This window comes from Candidatus Igneacidithiobacillus taiwanensis (assembly GCF_031962545.1).
Lineage (GTDB): Bacteria > Pseudomonadota > Gammaproteobacteria > Acidithiobacillales > Acidithiobacillaceae > Igneacidithiobacillus > Igneacidithiobacillus taiwanensis.
This window is the reverse complement of the sequence record NZ_JAVRKK010000039.1, coordinates 1-18,407: the sequence shown is the minus strand read 5'-3', so window position 1 is coordinate 18,407 and position 18,407 is coordinate 1. Positions and strand designations below refer to the sequence as shown.

General features: G+C 58.0%; 20 protein-coding genes and 1 tRNA gene. 19 read left to right on the top strand and 2 right to left on the bottom strand.

Going from position 1 to position 18,407, the window contains the following annotated elements:
- Positions 1–46: 46 nt before the first annotated feature.
- The 9 genes from RTI30_RS07200 (at position 47) to RTI30_RS07160 (ending at position 10,936) form a co-directional block, all read left to right on the top strand.
- A complete protein-coding gene (locus RTI30_RS07200) occupies positions 47–1,183 on the top strand; it encodes a glycosyltransferase family 4 protein (protein ID WP_312283567.1) in 1,137 nt (378 codons plus the stop codon).
- Positions 1,180–2,604 (top strand): hypothetical protein, encoded by a 1,425-nt coding sequence (locus RTI30_RS07195; protein WP_312283566.1) that lies wholly within the window; start codon positions 1,180–1,182, stop codon positions 2,602–2,604. The genes RTI30_RS07200 and RTI30_RS07195 overlap by 4 nt, the downstream gene beginning before the upstream one ends.
- A gap of 136 nt (positions 2,605–2,740) precedes the next feature.
- Positions 2,741–3,916, top strand: a complete 1,176-nt coding sequence (locus tag RTI30_RS07190; RefSeq protein WP_312283565.1) for a glycosyltransferase family 4 protein — start codon at positions 2,741–2,743, stop codon at positions 3,914–3,916.
- Positions 3,917–3,921: 5 nt separating this feature from the next.
- Positions 3,922–5,070, top strand: a complete 1,149-nt coding sequence (locus RTI30_RS07185) for a glycosyltransferase family 4 protein (RefSeq protein WP_312283564.1) — start codon at positions 3,922–3,924, stop codon at positions 5,068–5,070.
- Positions 5,067–6,344: a glycosyltransferase gene (locus RTI30_RS07180; RefSeq protein ID WP_312283563.1), complete on the top strand. Its 1,278-nt coding sequence runs from the start codon at positions 5,067–5,069 to the stop codon at positions 6,342–6,344. The genes RTI30_RS07185 and RTI30_RS07180 overlap by 4 nt, the downstream gene beginning before the upstream one ends.
- Entirely contained in the window at positions 6,345–7,484 is a 1,140-nt protein-coding gene (locus RTI30_RS07175; RefSeq protein ID WP_312283562.1) for a glycosyltransferase family 4 protein, read from the top strand.
- Positions 7,481–8,365 carry a GDP-mannose 4,6-dehydratase gene (locus tag RTI30_RS07170; RefSeq protein ID WP_312283561.1) on the top strand — a complete coding sequence of 295 codons (885 nt, stop codon included), beginning with the start codon at positions 7,481–7,483 and terminating at the stop codon, positions 8,363–8,365. The genes RTI30_RS07175 and RTI30_RS07170 overlap by 4 nt, the downstream gene beginning before the upstream one ends.
- Positions 8,362–9,396, top strand: a complete 1,035-nt coding sequence (gmd, locus tag RTI30_RS07165; protein ID WP_312283560.1) for a GDP-mannose 4,6-dehydratase — start codon at positions 8,362–8,364, stop codon at positions 9,394–9,396. Before RTI30_RS07170 ends, gmd begins: the two co-directional genes overlap by 4 nt.
- Positions 9,397–9,475: 79 nt before the next feature.
- Positions 9,476–10,936: a mannose-1-phosphate guanylyltransferase/mannose-6-phosphate isomerase gene (locus tag RTI30_RS07160; RefSeq protein WP_312283559.1), complete on the top strand. Its 1,461-nt coding sequence runs from the start codon at positions 9,476–9,478 to the stop codon at positions 10,934–10,936.
- Positions 10,937–10,950: 14 nt separating this feature from the next.
- Here the strand turns inward: RTI30_RS07160 and RTI30_RS07155 are convergent, their stop codons facing one another.
- Complete coding sequence (locus RTI30_RS07155; RefSeq protein ID WP_409449689.1) at positions 10,951–11,118, bottom strand: IS3 family transposase; 168 nt, start codon at positions 11,116–11,118, stop codon at positions 10,951–10,953.
- Positions 11,119–11,268: 150 nt separating this feature from the next.
- On the opposite strand from RTI30_RS07155, the gene RTI30_RS07150 reads away from it, so the two are divergent.
- The 10 genes from RTI30_RS07150 (at position 11,269) to RTI30_RS07110 (ending at position 18,175) form a co-directional block, all read left to right on the top strand.
- On the top strand, positions 11,269–12,474 hold the full coding sequence (locus RTI30_RS07150; protein ID WP_312283558.1) for a conjugal transfer protein TraB: 1,206 nt from the start codon (positions 11,269–11,271) through the stop codon (positions 12,472–12,474).
- A gap of 84 nt (positions 12,475–12,558) precedes the next feature.
- Positions 12,559–12,774: a hypothetical protein gene (locus tag RTI30_RS07145; RefSeq protein WP_312283557.1), complete on the top strand. Its 216-nt coding sequence runs from the start codon at positions 12,559–12,561 to the stop codon at positions 12,772–12,774.
- Between the two features lie 53 nt (positions 12,775–12,827).
- Positions 12,828–13,079: a hypothetical protein gene (locus RTI30_RS07140; protein ID WP_312283556.1), complete on the top strand. Its 252-nt coding sequence runs from the start codon at positions 12,828–12,830 to the stop codon at positions 13,077–13,079.
- A complete protein-coding gene (locus RTI30_RS07135) occupies positions 13,072–13,650 on the top strand; it encodes a S26 family signal peptidase (protein WP_312283555.1) in 579 nt (192 codons plus the stop codon). Before RTI30_RS07140 ends, RTI30_RS07135 begins: the two co-directional genes overlap by 8 nt.
- Positions 13,651–13,749: 99 nt before the next feature.
- Entirely contained in the window at positions 13,750–14,058 is a 309-nt protein-coding gene (locus RTI30_RS07130) for a hypothetical protein (protein WP_312283554.1), read from the top strand.
- A 402-nt stretch (positions 14,059–14,460) separates the two neighbouring features.
- Complete coding sequence (locus tag RTI30_RS07125) at positions 14,461–15,243, top strand: ParA family protein (protein ID WP_312283553.1); 783 nt, start codon at positions 14,461–14,463, stop codon at positions 15,241–15,243.
- Positions 15,230–16,570 (top strand): ParB/RepB/Spo0J family partition protein, encoded by a 1,341-nt coding sequence (locus RTI30_RS07120; RefSeq protein WP_312283552.1) that lies wholly within the window; start codon positions 15,230–15,232, stop codon positions 16,568–16,570. The genes RTI30_RS07125 and RTI30_RS07120 overlap by 14 nt, the downstream gene beginning before the upstream one ends.
- Positions 16,563–16,841: a TraR/DksA C4-type zinc finger protein gene (locus RTI30_RS07115; protein WP_312283551.1), complete on the top strand. Its 279-nt coding sequence runs from the start codon at positions 16,563–16,565 to the stop codon at positions 16,839–16,841. The genes RTI30_RS07120 and RTI30_RS07115 overlap by 8 nt, the downstream gene beginning before the upstream one ends.
- A 51-nt stretch (positions 16,842–16,892) precedes the next feature.
- Positions 16,893–17,279, top strand: coding sequence for a helix-turn-helix domain-containing protein (locus tag RTI30_RS14295; RefSeq protein WP_409449687.1), 387 nt, complete (start codon positions 16,893–16,895; stop codon positions 17,277–17,279).
- On the top strand, positions 17,165–18,175 hold the full coding sequence (locus RTI30_RS07110) for a tyrosine-type recombinase/integrase (RefSeq protein WP_409449688.1): 1,011 nt from the start codon (positions 17,165–17,167) through the stop codon (positions 18,173–18,175). Before RTI30_RS14295 ends, RTI30_RS07110 begins: the two co-directional genes overlap by 115 nt.
- 14 nt (positions 18,176–18,189) lie before the next feature.
- Here RTI30_RS07110 and RTI30_RS07105 read toward each other — a convergent pair.
- Positions 18,190–18,265, bottom strand: a tRNA-Asn gene (locus RTI30_RS07105).
- Between the last annotated feature and the right edge of the window lie 142 nt (positions 18,266–18,407).

The window sequence follows — 18,407 nt, the reverse complement described above, 5'->3', positions numbered from 1 at the left end:
ACAGAGACCTCGGACAGCAATGGTTGCTTTGTAGGCCGAAATCATCATGAAACGATGTGCAATCATTATGCCATTAGCCGATCAGCGAGGTGGCGCAGAAGCCATGCTGATGCATCTTCTGCAAGAAAATGCAGCCAGACCATTGATCGATTTATCGCTTTTTTATCTCGATGATGGTCCCATGGCTGAATATGCAATGTCACTTGGTTACCAAGTTACCATCATTAAATCTGGTCATTTACGCGAATTTCACCACTACCTTCGAACGGTTTGGGCGCTGCGCCGTGAGTTTCGCAAACAGCATGTAGACCTAGTTCTTTCCTGGATGGCCAAGGCGCAGCTTTACGCTGGACCGGCAAGTACAGGTTTGGGTATACCGGTTTTCTGGTTTCAGCATGGTATCTCTGGAGGAGGATATATGGACCGCATCTCCGGCACTCTTCCTACCACCGGAATTTTTGCTTGCTCAAACACTGCGGCCGTGGCGCAGAAAAAGATTTCCCCTAAACGACCGGTTATGGTTTGTTACCCGGCTGTAGATTTGGCGCATTTAGAACAAACGAAACAAATGGGTCAGGCGTATTGGCGTTCCCATTTAGGCTTGCCTTCTCAGCCTCCCATCGTGGGTATGGTCGCCCGGATGGAGCGATGGAAGGGTGTGGATGTTTTTATCAAGGCGGTAGCCCAACTTACCCGTCATCATCCCGATCTGCACGCTTTTGTGGTCGGCGGCACACACCCCCTGGACCCGGATTATGCCCGTGAACTCTACGCTTTGGCGGCAGAAACAGGCTTAAATGATCGGTTGCGTCTTGTGGGGCAGCGTCCGCTGGAAGAGGTAGCCGGCTGGTGGTGCGCTTGTGACATTGCCATGCACCCTGTAACCGGCGCGGAGCCCTTCGGTATGGGGATCGTCGAGGCCATGGCAATGGGAAAGCCAGTGATTGCCAGTGCACTGGGCGGTCCGGCAGAGATCATCCAGGATCGAGTCAATGGCCTTTTGTGTGCCCCTGGAGATGTGGATGGATTGGTGCGCAGTGCCGACAATCTTCTGGCCGATGCCAAACTCAGGCAGTCTTTGGGGCGGGCAGCGCATGCACGAGCCCAAGATTTTTCTCCGCAAGCCTTGTTACGTTGTCTTGCGCTTCCCCTCTCCGCTGAGCCGCGAGAGGCTTCACAGTGAAGATTCTGGTCCTCCCATCCGAATTGCGTGAGCGGGCAGGGGAATGGGCTGTGTTGTCTGCATTGGTGCTGGGTTCTGCGATTGTTGTCTATCACGGTTACGGTCAACTGCTGGGTGTGGCCTTACTGGGCTTCTGCTTCCTGATGCTGGGTGTCGTCAATGCCCGCTTGGCGATCATGGTGTTGCTCACCTATGCCTTTTTCGATGGAGATATTCGCCGTTTCGTCAACAGTATTTATGGCTGGCCGGCAATAGATCCTCTGCTGCTATTAGTGCCGGTGGTGGGCAGCATTTTCGGACTGAGCGTGCTGATGCGCGACAAAGTCGATACCCCGCTCTCGCGCATGGTTCTGGCGCTTATGTTACTGATGGGGTTGGAGATATTTAATCCATTGCAGGGCGGGCTGCGGGTGGGGTTGGCCGGAGCGTTTTTTTACATTCCACCCCTTATGTTTTTCTGGCTAGGCCGCCACTATGCGACATCCGACTTCATTGAGCGTCTTCTTTATCAACTGGTCTTACCTATAGCAGTATTGGCCGCCATTGCGGGCTATATGCAGACATTTTTTGGTTTCACACCTTGGGAGCAGGCATGGATCAGGCATGTGGCAGCGAGTTACATGGCCTTAAACGTGGGAGGTGTTATCCGGCCATTTGCTTTTTTTACCTCCTCTGCGGGTTATGGAATGATCTTGAGCATCGGATCGGCAATCGCCGTGGCGGGCATTTGGCTGGGGCATCGCCGCGCCGCCTTCACACTCCTGCCATTATTGCCCGCCTTGTTTATGACTTCCGAACGTGCCCCCATCGTTAAACTGCTGGTGGCTGGGCTGGTAATGTGGGCTTTGCACCGCGGCGGCGGAAAAGGATGGTATATGCGTGTGACGCTGGGCGGGCTAGCCACTATCGGCCTGCTAGCTTTTGCATTGCCTCATTTGATGTCTTCTCATCCCGATTTCGGCCAGGCCAATGCCCTGCTTACGCACGAGGTAGGCGGCCTAGCGAATCCACTAAATGCCAAGGATTCAACGCTCATGATCCATCTGGAGATGCTCGGAAACGGGGTGCTCGCAGGTTTTACCCACCCTTATGGATACGGCTTGGGAGCAACCACCGCTGCCGCCGGTAAGTTTGCGGGAGAAGGCATAGAAGGCATGTCGACAGAAACTGATTTTGGCAACATGTTTGTTAGTCTTGGTTTCGTTGGCGGAATTATTTACCTCGTGATAATAGTACGAGTTTTCTGGACGTTGATTTCCGACTGGCAACTGCGGCGACAGCGAGCGACCTTGATGATTCTGGGGATTCTGCTGGCTACTGGTGCTAGTTGGCTTATCGCCGGGCTATATAGCAGCCCGCTTTTATTGTGGTTGCTGATCGGGGCAACGGATGCCATGACCAGGAAACAGGAAAAGACATGAAACTTTTGGTGATGAGCTATCCTTCTGTGGTGGATACGACTCAGGCTGACATTGATGACAGGGCAGTCTACTCATCTGCAGGCATCGATGGAGTAATTGTCCGTTCTGTGAACTCGGCTATAGAGGAATCCTTCGCATGAACTCGGCTACAATTGCCCTAGTCACGCACCAGGTGGTAGCTCGGGGAGATGGCCAGGGGCGTGTCAATTATGAAATTGCCCAAGCGGCGCTTGCTGCCGGTTTTTATCTGCAAATCGTGGCCATGCGCTGCGATGAGGCCTTGGCAGTACGCCATGGCGTGAGCTTTATCGAGTTGGACTACAGGCGGTTGCCCACGCAATTACTACGCAACCACGCTTTTGCCAGGGCTAGCACCCGCTGGCTGCGTACACATCGGGGAGACTATGACCTGATCCATGCTTGTGGTTATGTGACGGAAGTGCCCGCCGATGTGAATACCGCCCATCTTGTGCATCGCGGCTGGCTACAAAGTGGTGCCTATCCTTTCTCCTGGATGGGCGGCCCATACAGTGCTTATCAGCGGTTCTATACCGTGCTCAACGCCACTCTGGAACGCCGCGCTTTCCTGTCCGCCCGCCGTGTCGTGGCAATTTCTGGCAAGATTGAGGATGAGCTACGCGAAATCGGTGTACCCGAAAAACATATTGCACTGATCCATAACGGCGTTGATGTACGGGAATTTTATCCCGGTGCGGGGGAGCGGAACCGTTTCGGCTTACCGCCGGAGGGAGTGATATTCTTGTTTGCAGGCGACATACGCACACCACGTAAAGGGCTTGATACCATATTGAAGGCTCTGTTTGATGTGCCTGGTGCGCATCTGGCTGTGGCCGGGACGGTGGAGGGCAGCCCCTTCCCGGCGCAGGCATTGGCACTGGGGTTGGAAGGGCGGGTGCATTTTCTCGGTAAGGTCGTGGACATGCCTGCCTTGATGCGTTCTGTTGATCTTTTTGTATTCCCGTCACGTTATGAAGCTATGAGTCTAGTTATTCTGGAATCTATGGCCTCTGGACTGCCGGTACTAACAGCAAAGACGGCGGGCGGCGCGGAGATTCTCGGCGAGGGCGGGCGGGTACTCGATGATCCCAACGATGTCTCCACGCTAGCCCGCTGGATGCGGGAACTTGCGGCCGATCCGGTTTTGCGTCAGCGGATGGGCGCGGCAGGGCGCGCGATTGCCGAGCATTTCACCTGGGAGCGCATGGCTACGGCTTATATAGACCTATACAACGAGCTGCTGTCCACGAAAATATTACCACCGCGACCGATGCATCATGGAGGTGCTTCTTGAGAGAGATGGGAAGATCTCCTATACGCACCCTGCAATTAGGCATGGGCTGGTTCGGTGAACAGTCGGGAGGGCTCAATCGCGTGTATTTCGAGCTGCTCCGTCACCTCCCCAGGGTGAGCGTCAAGGTGCGAGGGCTGGTGGCGGGTAGCGCTACGATTGCCGAACAGACTGGTGGCCGGGTTCGTGCCTTCGCGCCAGTTAATGCGCCTTTGTGGCAGCGCTGGCGAGGGGTGCGGCGCGAGATGGCGATCCTAACCGCCGACTATCACCCCCAACTGGTGGTTTCCCATTTCGCCCTCTACACTTACCCGGTCTTGGGACAGATTAAGGTGCCTCTGGTGGTCCATTTTCATGGACCCTGGGCAGATGAGAGCGCGGTGGAGGGTGGACGAGGGGCGGCGCGCATCATCAAGAAATCCGTCGAGGCGGCGGTGTACCGGCGCGCGCGGCGGCTAATCTGCCTGTCCCAGGCCTTCGCCGTATTGCTGGTGGAGCGGTATGGGGTCGATCCGGCGCGGGTGCGGATCGTTCCGGGCGGAGTCGATGCGGGGCGCTTCGAGGGGGTGCCCGATCGGGCCAATGCGCGCGAGCAGCTGGGCTGGCCGCGGGATCGTCCACTGGTTTTTGCCGTGCGCCGTCTGGTACGGCGCATGGGGTTGGAAGACCTGATTGAAGCTATGGTGGATGTACGCCGCCGTGTGCCGGATGTTCTGCTGCTGGTCGGGGGGCGGGGCCCTTTGCTGGACGAATTGACAGCGCGCATTAACTCTTTGGGTTTGGGCGACCATGTGCGCCTGCTCGGCTTCATACCTGATGAAGCGTTACCGCTTGCATACCGGGCGGCTGATATCACAGTGGTGCCGACAGTGGCGCTGGAGGGTTTCGGATTGATCGCCGTCGAGTCGCTGGCGGCGGGCACTCCGACACTGGTAACGCCAGTGGGCGGTTTGCCCGAAGTGGTGCGCGATCTGTCGGCCGATCTGGTGCTGCCTTCCACCGGGGCGAGAGCGCTGGCCGAAGGGATCTCGGCCACCTTGCGGGGCGGCATAGTGTTGCCGGATACGAACGCCTGCCGCGCGTTCGCGCGGGAGCGCTATGACTGGCAAACTATTGCGACGCGAGTGCATTCGGTTTACGCGGAGGCCATGAAATGACCGAGACGGGATTCAACGCCGAAGTTTTGCCGATGGAAGTGGCCGTGGCGCCGGGTACGGATACACCGCGGATACTCTTTGTGAATCAGGCTAGTGTGCTGGGTGGCGCGGAACTGTCGTTGTTAGATATCGCTAGACTTCTACCGTTTCACAATCGCGTCGCGTTGTTTCGTGGCGGCGTATTGTTTGAACGGCTGACGCAGGCAGGCGTGGCGGTGGATATATTGGACCCCACGGGCGATGGGCTTTCTAGGGTGCGCAAAAACTCGGGCTTGTGGAACGTCCTGGGCTCCCTGGCGCTGCTGGTGCGCATCACTTGGCGATTGCAACTTCTGGCCGGTAACGCGGATATCACTTACGCCAACTCCCAAAAGGCCATGGTGGTGGGTGCGCTAGCCAGCGCCCTGGCGCGCCGGCCATTGATATGGCATATGCGCGATATTCTGAGTGCGGATCACTTCAGTCCAACCATGCGCCGCGTGGCCGTCATGATGGCCAATGCACGCGCTGCCACAGTCATTGCAAATTCGCACGCCACGGCCGAGGCCTTCGTCGCCGCAGGTGGTCGCCGCAAGCTGGTGCGCGTGATACACAATGGCATTGATTCGAAGCCTTTTGACGCAATCACGACCCAGATGGCGACGTTGGCCCGCACTGAGTTGATGCCTTTGGACAACGGTTTCTTGATCGGAGTGTTCGGGCGCCTGACCCCGTGGAAGGGCCAGCATCTAGTCCTCGAAGCGATTTCCACCTTGCCAGGAGTATCCGCTGTGTTTATCGGTGATGCGCTTTTTGGGGAAATGGAATATAAGCATACCTTGCATAAACGCGTCGAATGCGAAGACCTTCGTGGGCGGGTGCGTTTTTTAGGTTTTCGGGACGACGTGCCGCGCTTGATGCGAGCCGTTGACGCCATAGTCCATAGTTCGGTGAATCCTGAGCCCTTTGGACGGGTGATTATCGAGGGTATGCTGGCCCGGCGCCCGGTGGTGGCAAGCGCGGCGGGCGGAGTGTTGGAAATTATCGAGGATGGGGAGACCGGACTGATTTATCCGCCGGGAGATTGTGCTGCCCTTCGGGCACAGATTGAACGGCTGCAAAACGATCCGGCACTGTGCGAAAGGCTGGGTGCTGCGGGGTACAATAAGGCGCAGGCATGTTTTTCCAGAACAGCGATGATCTATAGCATCCGTCAGGTAGTAATGGATACGTATCTGAGAAAACAACACCGGACAGACCCTAAAATAAATAATAAAGATGCGGCAGAAAACTGAATGCGCATCGCCATCGTCCACGACTGGCTGGTCACCTACGCAGGCGCCGAGCGCGTGCTGGAGCAGATGTTGCACTGCTATCCGGAGGCCGACCTGTTCAGCCTGGTGGACTTTCTGCCCGATCAAGGCCGAGGCTTCATCCTGGACAAGCCGGTCACAACTTCCTTTGTGCAGCGTCTCCCCTTCGCCCGCAAGAAATACCGCACTTATCTCCCCTTCATGCTCCTGGCAGTGGAGCAGTTGAATCTATCTAGCTATGACCTGGTCATTAGCAGCAGCCATGCGGTGGCGAAAGGGGTATTGACGGGTCCAGAACAACTCCATTTGAGTTATGTGCACTCGCCCATTCGCTATGCATGGGATCTGCAGCATCAATATCTGCGCGAGTCGGGCTTGGATCGTGGTCTCAAGGGTTGGGCCGCGAAGGCAATTTTGCATTATATCCGCCTTTGGGACACTCGTACGGCCAATGGGGTGGATGGCTTCCTGTCCAATTCCCGTTTTATCGCCCGGCGCATCCACAAGACGTACCGGCGAGACTCTACTGTAGTCTATCCTCCAGTGGATGTGTCCGATTTTCCTCTGTGTCTGGAGAAGGAGGATTTTTATGTCACCGCTTCGCGTCTGGTGCCTTACAAGAAGGTAGACCTCATCGTGGAGGCCTTTTCCTCTATGCCCGACAAGCGCCTGGTGGTGATTGGTGACGGACCGGATTTTGCGAAGGTCCAGGCCAAGGCAGGGCCGAACGTGGAATTGCTGGGCTTTGCAAGTAGCGATGTCTTGCGCGACCATCTGCAGCGGGCCCGGGCCTTCGTCTTCGCGGCGGAGGAAGATTTCGGCATCGCCCCCCTGGAGGCCCAGGCCTGCGGGACGCCGGTGATCGCCTATGGCCGGGGCGGGGCGCTGGAGACGGTCCGCGGCTTGGGGGTGGTGCCGGATGGACCTACCGGCGTGTTCTTTGCCGAGCAGAGCGTGGCCGCCGTGGTGGAGGCGGTGCAGCGCTTTGAGCGGGAGGGGGGGGCAGCCATCGCGCCGGAGGCCTGCCGGGACAATGCCCTGCGCTTCGCACCGGAGCGTTTCCGGGAGGAGTTCATGGCTTTCGTGGAGCGGGAGTGGATGGCATTTGGGAAGGGCCGATGAAACTTTTGCTTACCGGTGCCAGCGGTTTTGTCGGCCAAACAATACAGGCGGCCCTGCCATGTGTAGCGTTGCCCGACGGACTGGATCTGCGCGACCGCGCGGCGCTCGGCGCTGCCATTGCGGATATCCGGCCGGACACGGTCATTCATCTGGCGGCCCAAAGCTTCGTACCCGCTTCTTTCCAGAACCCCCGTGAGACTTTCGATATCAATCTCTATGGCACCCTAAACCTGCTGGAGGCACTGCAATCTGTCGGTTTCCAGGGGCGGATGCTCTTTGTCGGCTCGGGCGATACCTATGGTCAGGTACCCGAGGCCGCCCTGCCGGTGCGGGAGACGCATCCGCTGCACCCACGCAATCCCTACGCCGTGAGCAAGGTGGCCGCCGAAGCGCTGTGCTACCAATGGAGCCAGACTTCTGGCTTCGAGATCGTCCTGGTGCGCCCTTTTAACCATATCGGCCCCGGCCAGAGTCCGCGCTTCGCCATAGCCGACTTCGCCAAACAAGTCATGGAGATTCGCCTAGGTCGCCGGGCACCGGTCCTGCAGGTGGGCGATATTGATGTCACCCGCGATTTTACCGACGTGCGCGATGTGGTGCGTGCCTATGCATTGCTGCTGGAGCAGGGCCGAAATGGCGGGATCTATAACGTCTGCTCGGGAAGAGAGTACAGCATCCGCGACCTGCTGCAGAAGTTGATCGCGCTTGCCGGGGTGGATGCGCGTATCGAGCAGGATCCGGCCCGCCTGCGCCCCGCTGAACAGCGGCGCATGGTCGCTAGTTTCGAGGCCCTGCATCGGGACACCGGATGGCAACCGCTGATACCCATGGAGCAAAGTCTACAAGATCTAATGAACGACTGGGAGAAAAAACTGCAATGACGAAACATGCCCTTATTTCTAGCATTACCGGCCAAGACGGCGCCTATCTGGCGCAGTTGCTGCTGGAAAAAGATTACCAAGTCTACGGCCTGATCGCCCGCCGCGGCACCGACACCCTCGGCCGCCTGCGCGAACTGGGCATTGCCGATCAGGTGCGCCTCCTGGACGGCGACCTCATCGATCTTTCCTCCATGATCCGGGCCATGGAGAAATCCCAAGCCGAGGAAGTTTACAACCTCGGTGCCCAGAGCTTCGTGGCCACTTCCTGGGATCAGCCCATCCTCACCGCTGAGGTGACGGGGGTATCCGTGGTCAAGATGCTGGAGGCGCTGCGCATCGTGAACCCTAAGGCCCGCTTCTATCAGGCCTCCACCAGCGAGATGTTCGGCGAGATTCAGGAGCCGCTGCAAAAGGAAACGACACCCTTCCATCCCCGCAGCCCCTATGGGGTGGCCAAGCTCTACGGCCACTGGATTACCATCAACTACCGGGAGAGCTTCGCCCTGCATGCCTCCAGCGGCATCCTTTTCAACCACGAGTCCCCCCTGCGCGGCACGGAATTCGTCACGCGCAAGATCACCCTCGCCCTGGCCCGCATCCGTCACGGCCTGCAGGAAGTGCTGGAGCTGGGCAACCTCGACAGCAAACGCGACTGGGGTTTTGCCGGGGATTACGTGCGCGCCATGTGGCTGATGCTGCAACAGGACCAGCCCGACGACTATGTGATCGCCACGGGCCGGACCTGGACGGCGCGGGAGTTTGTAGAGCGCGCCGCCGGCTACGAGGGTTTTGACATCGCTTGGGAGGGCAAGGGGGCGCAGGAACGCGGGATCGACCGCCAGAGCGGCAAGACCATCGTGCGCGTCAACCCGGCCTTCTACCGTCCCGCCGAAGTGGATGTCCTCATCGGCGATGCCAGCAAGGCGCGGGCCCGCCTGGGCTGGTCGTCGGAGGTGGATTTCGATAGCCTGGTGCGCATGATGACGGAGGCCGACCTGGCCCGCGCAGCCGCCCAGGCATCGGGACAATAGATGCGGCCCATGGCCGTAAAAATGGCCGGCTAGGAAAAAGCCACGGCACGAATCGATCTTTTCTCAATTTGGAGTCCGCATGCACACGAACCCGCTGATCCCCGTCATCCTCTCCGGCGGGGCTGGCACGCGCTTATGGCCTCTGTCCCGCCAAAGCCATCCCAAGCCGTTTATGGAGTTACCCGATGGCGAGTGCCTGCTGCAAAAGACCCTGCAGCGCGTAGCAGCACTCCAGGAGGTGGCGACGGTACTGACCGTCACCAATCGTGAATATTATTTTCAGAGCCGTGACGTGTACGAGGCCACTTCAATCGGTCAACAGATTACTCATCAATTCCTGTTGGAACCCATCGGTCGCAATACGGCGCCGGCCATTGCGGCGGCGCTGCAAGCACAAAGCCTGGCGGGACCTGATGCCTGCTTGCTGGTCTTGCCTGCTGACCACTTGGTGACGGATCTGGATGCCTTTCGGGAGGCTGTTGGGCAAGCCCGTATGCTCGCAGCACAAGGGATGCTGGTTACCTTTGGTATTCATCCTACCCGTCCGGAAACAGGATTTGGCTACATTGAAGCAGGAGAACCATTGGCTGGGGACCATGGGCGGGTACTTGGGCAACGAGTACAGCGCTTTGTGGAAAAGCCGCAGCGGGCACTGGCGGAAAGCTTTTTGCAAGCCGGGAACTATTATTGGAATTCCGGGATGTTCTGCTTCCAGGTGGGTTATTTACTGGAGGCGTTCCGGACCCATGCCCCTGAGATCCTGTCCGGGGTGGAAGAATGCATGGAGGCAATACGGCAAGACGGAAGTATGGCCGAGTTGCCTACCCGCTTTGCGACGTTGCCGGATATTTCCATTGACTATGCCCTCATGGAAAAGAGCGACCAGGTTGCAGTCGTGCCCGCGGGCTTCGACTGGAGCGACATTGGTTCCTGGTCTGCCTATGCCGAACTCTGTCCGGCAGATAGCCATGGCAATCGGGTCCAGGGCGACACGGTTCTCATCGATGCGCACCATAGCGTGGTGGTGAGCCGGGAGCGGCTGACTACCTTGCTGGGGGTGGATCACCTCATCGTCATCGATACCCCCGACGCCTTGCTGGTGGCGGCCAAGGATCGAGACCAGGAGGTCAAGGCCATTGTCGCGGAACTCAAGCGGCGCGGTCATGAGACCCACCTGCTGCACCGCACCGTCCATCGGCCCTGGGGAACCTATACGGTGCTCGAGGAAGGCCCGCGCTTCAAGATCAAGCGGATCATGGTCAAGCCCGGGGCCGCCCTGTCCCTGCAGATGCACCACCACCGCAGTGAGCACTGGATAGTGGTTTCGGGTACCGCCAAGATCGTCAACGGCGATTCCGAACACCTGATCCGCACCAATGAATCCACCTATATCCCCGCGGGCACCCCCCACCGCCTCCTCAACCCCGGTGTCATCGACCTGGTAATGATCGAGGTGCAGAGTGGCGAGTATTTGGGTGAAGATGATATCGTGCGTTTCGATGATCGCTATGGACGGGGTACTGAGGTGTCCTGTAATTAGTGGACAGTTCCGTCTCAAGCGGTTACCCGTGTGAAGGTCTGCGCAAACACAGCGGGTGTCAAATAGCCAATCCGGGAATGCCGGCGTTGACAGTTGGTAAAAATCTCGATGTACTCCCGAATCGCTGCGCAGGCCTTCGACCGGGTCTCGAAGTGCTGCTGGTAAGGAGTTGGTGCGCGGATAGTCCATTAGGGCCAGGGCAAGATGCCCATCAACAGGCCGAATACATGTTTGCTTTCGATCCCACCAAAGTCTACGACATCTTGCAAAGCCGGAGACGTCTATCCCGTTAAATTTCCCATTCCCGACCCGCCGTTGATCTATACCGGGGCATGACCCCCCAGACCGTCAAAAAGATACTACGGAATTGTCCTGCTCTATTCGCCGGCGCCCTCATTGGCCTCATCGCCTGGCCTCATGCCATTTTCCTGGCTCCCATCGTTTTCCTCCTGCTGCCGCTGTTTCGCCTGTGGGCGGCTCCCTTTCTGGTAATGCTGGGCTACCACCTGGCGACGACCTGGGGCCTGATTCATGGAACGGCCGTATTCTTCCCTTATGTTGGCCTGACTCTTGGCATTGCCTTTTGGGTGTTTTCCAGTCTTGCCTTCGCGCTGCCGTATCTGCTTTACAAGCCCATTCGTAACCGGCTGCCAAAGCACCCTGCCCTGGCAGCATTGCTGGCGACATTGATTACCTCTGGTCTGTCAACGATTCTCCCGCCATTGGGGCTTATTGGCTGGACCAGTCCATGGATTGGGGCCATTAACGAGGGCTGGCTTGGCCTCGCTTGGGTGCTTTTTGCTATTCCGCTGCTCGCCTACCTATCCGCCAAAGTAGACGACGCGCCCGTTCCGCCGCTGGTGGTTCTCCCTGCCGTACTCATGGCGTTGCCGTTTATCGGGGCTTTTGCCCTGCCGCGCCTCTATCCACCTTCCGGATGGACCGCTATCGACACCCATGGCGGACACCTGACGGCGGTGTCCGCCATCGAGGAATCAGAGCGCCTTGTCCCCAAGGTCCTATCCGCTCTGCGCCAAAATCGCGTCGTCCTGCTACCGGAGACTATCGCAGGATACTTTGGTCCTGGCACAAAAGCCGTCTGGCAACCTGTCATCCATTACACCAAGACCCATCCCGATAAGACGGTGCTGCTCGGCGCTGCCGTGCCACACGGAATTGAGCTCTCCGATGATCTGGTGGAGATCCACAAGGGCCGTTTTATCTATTTACCCGACCGAATCCCCGTGCCCTTTTCCATGTGGCACCCCTGGCGACCTGAAGCCAGTTTTTCCATGCGGGTTTTCGGGAAACCGGAAGTGGCGACGGTTGCCGGCCATCGGGTGGGGTATCTCATTTGCTACGAGCAACTGTTGATGTGGCCTGCTCTGGATCTATACCCGCAAAGAATCCGGGTGCTGCTGGCCCCCGCAAACGATTGGTGGGCCGAAGGCACGGATATTCCGGCCATTCAGCGGGCTTCCGCCAGGGCCTGGGGGCGGTTTTTGGGGGTGCCGGTATTGTTCGCGGTCAATAGTTGAGGTGGTTATATGGTGAAGCCTGTTAATTCTTCTGCGTTACAGCAGGCGTGTTCCTGGGCCTGTTGGACACTCCAGCATACGGACATGCCGAAGCCCAAGGTGTTGCGATCCGCCGCCAAGAAATTTGCTGTCCCCATGGCTGCCGTCGAGCGTGCGGTGAAGACCAGCATGGGGGAGCCGTGGCTGCAAGATCGGGGGAGGCAAATGGTCATGAAATACGGGCCGGAGATTTATGGAAAGTCATCGTCGCGGATCGTGGTTGAGTCGTCATTGCGGGTTTTGAAAAGAATGATTGATTGAGGAGGGTTATGGGAAGCCTGTTGCCGGATGAACCAGGAAAACCAGGAGGCAGAATGGCTGTGTCTTCGTGCAGGGCGAGAATCATCTGTTTTGTCTACCGGGTAGACGAAAAGCTGATAGCGTTCTTTGCTCGCCCGGGGCCGCATAGAGCTGCCGAAGATGTTCTGAAGGCTTTGGAATGGGTGGAAAAGCTTGTCTTCTGGCCGTTCTCTCTCCTGACGAAGCCTGCAGAGATCCTGCTGGCTGGCATCGAGCGCAAGCAGGAAGACGCCCGGATCAAGCGAAAGGGGAGGGGGCATGGGTAACATCGCCGGACGAGTCGCCTGGATCGGTTTTTGGTTGCTGGTGTCGGTGTCGGTGCTTGTGGCGGCTGCCGGAATCTTCCTGCGTAGGGAGAACCTGGTTCTGGTGGACTCCACCTGTGAGCCCATTGGGCTGTACCAGTTGGATGGCACGCCTTTCCCTTTGCGGGCTGGCGAGAGGGTAGAAGTGGAAATACCCGGGCCGGCGCACCATCGGGCGGTGGCTGAGGGCCTGAAAGATCACTGGTTCCCTGCCGGTGAGCCGTGGGTCAAGAATATCGCGGCCTTGCCTGGGCAGACGGTGGTCTTGCGTCGGGCCGGCATCTGGGTGGACGGCCATCATTTGCCGAACTCCCGTGTGCGTCGGTGGACACCCGGGCACCATCACAAAATCCTGCATTACCCCTTTGGTACCTATCACCTGAAAGACGGCCAGGTCTGGCTGTATGCCCCGGGCAACTATGCCTTTGATTCCGCTTATTACGGGCCAGTCCCTGAAACCCGCATCCTGCAGCAGGCCAGGCCCTGGTGGGTGATTCCCGGCAGTCAGTATTGGCTGAAAAAGGGGGAGTGAACAGATGCAAGACGCTTTCGTCTACCCGGTAGACGGTTTTCCCGGTCCTGACCCGGTTGTGATCTATACCCTCTTGTTGAATATCTGAGGAGAGACCGGATGAAACGCTCGATGTTATTGCTTTTGCCTATGTTGGTTCTGGTCGGGTGCAGTCAGCAACCCGTATACACAGAGCAGTATTACCAGACGCACAAGACCGCTTTGAAGAAGGAATTGGTCGCCTGCCAACCGGTCTTCCGCAATTACCGGGAGCATCCGAAAGCCTTGCAAAGGGCGATGACGCAGTATCACAAGACGGGAAAGTATCCCAGCCGAACGGTGGAGAATTGCGTCAGGGCGCATCGGGCGGAGGAGGAAAGCAACTCCGACTCCATGTTCAGCGGCGCCACCAACTCCATTTTGCCGTAATTCCATGGAGCAGGTCATTCTCAACGGCAAGCCCTACGGAGTCCTGAGAAGTGTGATCCCGTTGCGGATGCACCTGTACTGTCGCGCCCTGGCATGGGTGCAGGGGCTATCACTTCGGGCACTTCATGCGCAGTGCGCCCGGGGGTTTCTGCGGAGCAGGCCCTGGGAGCAGGGATTGAACTGGCGGACAAGTCCGTCCCTGGACAAGGTGAGCGAGTGGGAATGGGTAGAGCTTCCTTTCCCGTTACCTGGTGATCTGGGCCTCCAACTGGTCCGGCTGGCCGATCAGTCCAGGCCGGTGGAATCCGTGCTGTACACGATGCTGTTTTGGTACACCTGGGCGGTGGTACCGCCGTTGCATGAGCAACTTCGCAGAAAACAAGGGAAAGAGGATTTTCGGTCATGCCAAAATTCATCACGGTGACTAACCAGAAGGGCGGCGTGGGAAAGACCGCGCTGGCTGTTCACATTGCGGCCTATGCCGCTGGTACGGGAAAAAAGACCTTGCTGGTGGATATGGATATGCAGCGCAATTCCACCTTCATCACGACGGGAAAGAGCGTCTATGACGGCTTCCTGGTCACGGACCTGTGGGATGAAGAGGCGCCGCTCTCATTTGCTGATACCCGGTTTGGATCGCTCCAGATTCTGCCGGGAGACAAAAGCATTGGAGAGGTGGCGAAGCAAAGTGATGCAGAAGCCATGAAAGCCATAGGACGGTTGAAGGAAACAGATTTTGATGTGGTGGTGTTTGATACTCCCCCTGCCGCCGGTATTCAGCAGCACGCCCCTTTGCATCTGGGGGGTGTGCTGGTGGCCCCGTTGGAGCCGGATCTTCTAGCCGTGCAGGGACTGACTTCGCTTATCGACCTCTGGCGCCGAGTGCGCCATGGCATCCGGGTGCCGTTAGAGCTGGTTCTGGTCATCAACAAGCGAGTGCTCAACTCCGCGAATCAGCAATCTGTGGTGGACATGATCGCCAACAGTCCGTTTGGCTCCCATCTGTTGCCGCAGCAACTGACCCACCGTCAACTGGTTTCCAACGCCATGAAGCAGGGGGTGCCGGTATGGGTGGCGGACAAAAAAGACCCGGGGGCATCCGCATGGGCGTTGGTATGCAAAAGCATTTTGGATAAGCAAGACATTGATGTCGTACCGGAGGAGGTTGGGAATGGCGAAAATTGATCGCTCCAAAGGGTTGTATGATGAGCTTCAGGCCGCCCTGCATGACCTGAATGAGGAAGAGTGTTCCCCCAAGGAAAGGGAGGACAAAGGGGAGTTGCCCGCCGGTGCCGGTGACACGGTCCAGCAGCAGTCCGGCGCGGTGCTCTTTCTGGCGCTGTCGGACATCGAGCCGGACCCGGACCAGCCCCGCAAGTCTTTTGTCGGTGACGAGCAGGACGTCAACACGCTGGAGGCTCTTCGCGACAGCATCCTGCAGCACGGGGTCCTGCAGCCCATTGCCGTGCGACGGATGGATTCCGGCAGGTACCGGATTATCGCTGGTGAGCGGCGCTGGCGGGCATCGTGTGCGGCACAGGCCAGCGGTGAACCTTGTCGTCGTACCGCATACGACCTCTCCCGGATTCCCGTTGTCATCATGGAGCCGGAAAACGACGCCGACCGTCTGGAAATGCAGTTGGTCGAGAACCTGGCTCGGGCCGACATGCCGGCCATCGACACGGCGCGAGCCCTGGAGCGTTTACGGTCCTGCATGGTTCCAAAGCCCAGCATGGAAGAGCTCGCCAAGCGGCTTGGACGATCCAAAGCATGGGTGCATCAGATGCTGTCCCTGGTAAGTCCGGAATCCGAAGCCGTTGCCGATGCCCTCGGGGTCCCGGTGGAAAGCATTGGGCGGACGGATCTGAGCCGTATGTGCGGCTGGAACAAAGATGAAGAGAAGCGTGTGGTGATTTCGGCCATTCGTGCCCGGCTGGATGCCGGAGAACCGCTGACTCGGGCCTTGGTGGACGAGGAAGAGGAGCGCTATGAGCAGTTCCGCCGTCAAGCCCCTGGCGGGGGCCAGACCCCCGGCGGGGAGCTAACCCCTAACGAGGGGCAGAATATCGACCGGGCGCAGCCCACTAACGCAGCAGGAGAGAACACCATGGAACAGACGGATGAATATATTGTTGTCAGTGGCCCGGAAGACCTGAAGGGCCTTGACCTGGACGATGGCACTTATGGCGAGGCGGACGAGGACGAGGATGTCATGGGTGCCGGCTCTCTCAGTGACTCTCCCGCTGGCTCTCTCGGTGGCGGTGGATCGGAATCGGGGGCAGCGGCTGGCAGTCAAGACGGTTCCGGACAGGGTGGTACGACCCCCGAAGGCGGAGAGATGCCCGCCCTTACATCGGTGACCTTTGCCGTGCCCATGGAGATGGTGGAGCGGATGTTTGCGATGCTGGGAAAGCCTCTGGAGGGCAACCCGAAGCCAGGGCAGATCATTGATGTGATCTCGGAAATCCTGGATTCAGTCAACCCGGAAGCCCTCGGAGCGCGAAATGGCTGATGACGTGGACATTACAACGCAGCAACAAGAACAGGAAATGCGTATGGCCCTGGCACAAAGGGCCTCAACTCGCATGGAGGATCCGGATGAGGACGAGGAAGGCAATCGCTATTGCCTGGACTGCGCCGACATCATTCCCCCGGAGCGGGTGCAGGCCGTTGGCGCCGTGCGTTGTGTTCATTGCGCCGGTAAGCGCGAACGATATGACCGGCTTGCGAAACAGCCAGGTATCAGAAGGTATTTGAACACAAGAGATGATGAGCAAGAGTAACCGGAAACAACGGCTCGCACAGCATTCGCTCTTTGGGTAAAGGAGGATTCGATGTTTTCCAGGACAAAAGATATTACCGCATCAAGAGCAGCGCCACGCTCTTTGAATGTCACGGAAGCCGCCGAGTTCCTGAAGATCTCTGAAGAAGAGGTTAAGCGCCGTCTACGTCGAGGGGAGATCCCTGGCGTCAAGCCTGGTAAACGGTGGGTCATCATGGAACAAGACCTTGTTGCTTATTTTGATAGCCTCTATGCTCGCAAACGGCAAGCGTCGCTTTCTCACAAGGAGGCACAATGCTCTACAAACGTGGTGGTACTTACTGGATGGACTTCACCGCGCCCAACGGGCAGCGGATTAGACGCTCTACTGGCACAGCGAGCAAAGAGCAAGCGCAGGAGCTCCACGACCGGCTCAAAGCAGAAGCCTGGCGACAGGTAAAGCTGGGAGACCGGCCCAAGTACACTTGGGATGAAGCGGCTCTGCGCTGGATTGAGGAGCACGGGCACAAAAGAACGCTCAAAGCGGATCTGCAACGGATCGAATGGTTCCAGCAATACTTGCGAGGTCGTGTATTGGCGGAGATTACCCGTACTGAGATTATGGCGCTTCTGGAGCGTAAGCGGAAAAATTCGAGCACTGCTACCGCCAATCGTTATCTGGCACTGATCCGGGCCATCTTACGGGCAGCGGTAGATTGGGAGTGGATTGATACGGCTCCACGGTTCAAGCCATACCAGGAACCCAGGCGGCGCATCCGCTGGCTCACCCAAGAGGAAGCGCAACGACTCCTGGATGAATTGCCGGAACACTTGCGGGATATGGTCCTCTTTTCGCTCGCAACCGGGCTTCGGCAATCCAATGTGACCGGGTTGCAATGGACGCAGGTTGATCTTCCACGGCGTGTTGCGTGGATACACCCCGACCAGAGCAAAAACAAGAAGGCGATAGGTATCAGTCTGGGTGAATCTGCCCTGCAGGTGATCCGGCGGCAAATCGGGAAGCATCATACGCATGTATTTACCTATGAGGGAAAGCCGGTGCACCAGGTAAATACCAAGGCGTGGCGCAAGGCACTGCAACGTGCAGGCATCGAGGACTTTCGATGGCACGATTTGCGTCACACCTGGGCATCCTGGCATGTGCAGTCGGGTACATCACTGTCGAGATTGCAGGAGATGGGTGGTTGGGAATCGGTTGAGATGGTTCGGCGCTATGCGCATTTGGCACCGGAGCATTTGGCGGTCGATGTCGCCAACATCGAAGGCTTACTTCAGGGGATCAATGGTACAAATATGGCACAACCACCGCTACGGATTGTGCCAAAAAAAGCCTAAGTACCTGTTTAATATGGCTCCCCGGGACAGGCTCGAACTGCCGACCTAGTGATTAACAGTCACCCGCTCTACCGACTGAGCTACCGGGGAAAAGTTTGCGTAGGATACTGATGCAGGTCTTTTGCGTCAACCGCGTGTATGCGTCCACCACCTTTGGCACTGTGGTAGATGTTGGAGGAGGAAGGATAGCGGTGGTTTCTGTCCGAGTCGATGGTGTGGCCGTTCGGCGTTG

What these genes read in the sequence shown, in the direction of transcription:
- RTI30_RS07200 (WP_312283567.1), top strand. Translation starts at nt 47, where the DNA reads ATGAAACGATGTGCAATCATTATGCCATTAGCCGATCAGCGAGGTGGC.
- RTI30_RS07190 (WP_312283565.1), top strand. Translation starts at nt 2,741, where the DNA reads ATGAACTCGGCTACAATTGCCCTAGTCACGCACCAGGTGGTAGCTCGG.
- RTI30_RS07185 (WP_312283564.1), top strand. Translation starts at nt 3,922, where the DNA reads ATGGGAAGATCTCCTATACGCACCCTGCAATTAGGCATGGGCTGGTTC.
- RTI30_RS07180 (WP_312283563.1), top strand. Translation starts at nt 5,067, where the DNA reads ATGACCGAGACGGGATTCAACGCCGAAGTTTTGCCGATGGAAGTGGCC.
- RTI30_RS07175 (WP_312283562.1), top strand. Translation starts at nt 6,345, where the DNA reads ATGCGCATCGCCATCGTCCACGACTGGCTGGTCACCTACGCAGGCGCC.
- RTI30_RS07170 (WP_312283561.1), top strand. Translation starts at nt 7,481, where the DNA reads ATGAAACTTTTGCTTACCGGTGCCAGCGGTTTTGTCGGCCAAACAATA.
- gmd (WP_312283560.1), top strand. Translation starts at nt 8,362, where the DNA reads ATGACGAAACATGCCCTTATTTCTAGCATTACCGGCCAAGACGGCGCC.
- RTI30_RS07160 (WP_312283559.1), top strand. Translation starts at nt 9,476, where the DNA reads ATGCACACGAACCCGCTGATCCCCGTCATCCTCTCCGGCGGGGCTGGC.
- RTI30_RS07150 (WP_312283558.1), top strand. Translation starts at nt 11,269, where the DNA reads ATGACCCCCCAGACCGTCAAAAAGATACTACGGAATTGTCCTGCTCTA.
- RTI30_RS07145 (WP_312283557.1), top strand. Translation starts at nt 12,559, where the DNA reads ATGCCGAAGCCCAAGGTGTTGCGATCCGCCGCCAAGAAATTTGCTGTC.
- RTI30_RS07140 (WP_312283556.1), top strand. Translation starts at nt 12,828, where the DNA reads ATGGCTGTGTCTTCGTGCAGGGCGAGAATCATCTGTTTTGTCTACCGG.
- RTI30_RS07135 (WP_312283555.1), top strand. Translation starts at nt 13,072, where the DNA reads ATGGGTAACATCGCCGGACGAGTCGCCTGGATCGGTTTTTGGTTGCTG.
- RTI30_RS07130 (WP_312283554.1), top strand. Translation starts at nt 13,750, where the DNA reads ATGAAACGCTCGATGTTATTGCTTTTGCCTATGTTGGTTCTGGTCGGG.
- RTI30_RS07125 (WP_312283553.1), top strand. Translation starts at nt 14,461, where the DNA reads ATGCCAAAATTCATCACGGTGACTAACCAGAAGGGCGGCGTGGGAAAG.
- RTI30_RS07120 (WP_312283552.1), top strand. Translation starts at nt 15,230, where the DNA reads ATGGCGAAAATTGATCGCTCCAAAGGGTTGTATGATGAGCTTCAGGCC.
- RTI30_RS07115 (WP_312283551.1), top strand. Translation starts at nt 16,563, where the DNA reads ATGGCTGATGACGTGGACATTACAACGCAGCAACAAGAACAGGAAATG.
- RTI30_RS14295 (WP_409449687.1), top strand. Translation starts at nt 16,893, where the DNA reads ATGTTTTCCAGGACAAAAGATATTACCGCATCAAGAGCAGCGCCACGC.
- RTI30_RS07110 (WP_409449688.1), top strand. Translation starts at nt 17,165, where the DNA reads ATGGACTTCACCGCGCCCAACGGGCAGCGGATTAGACGCTCTACTGGC.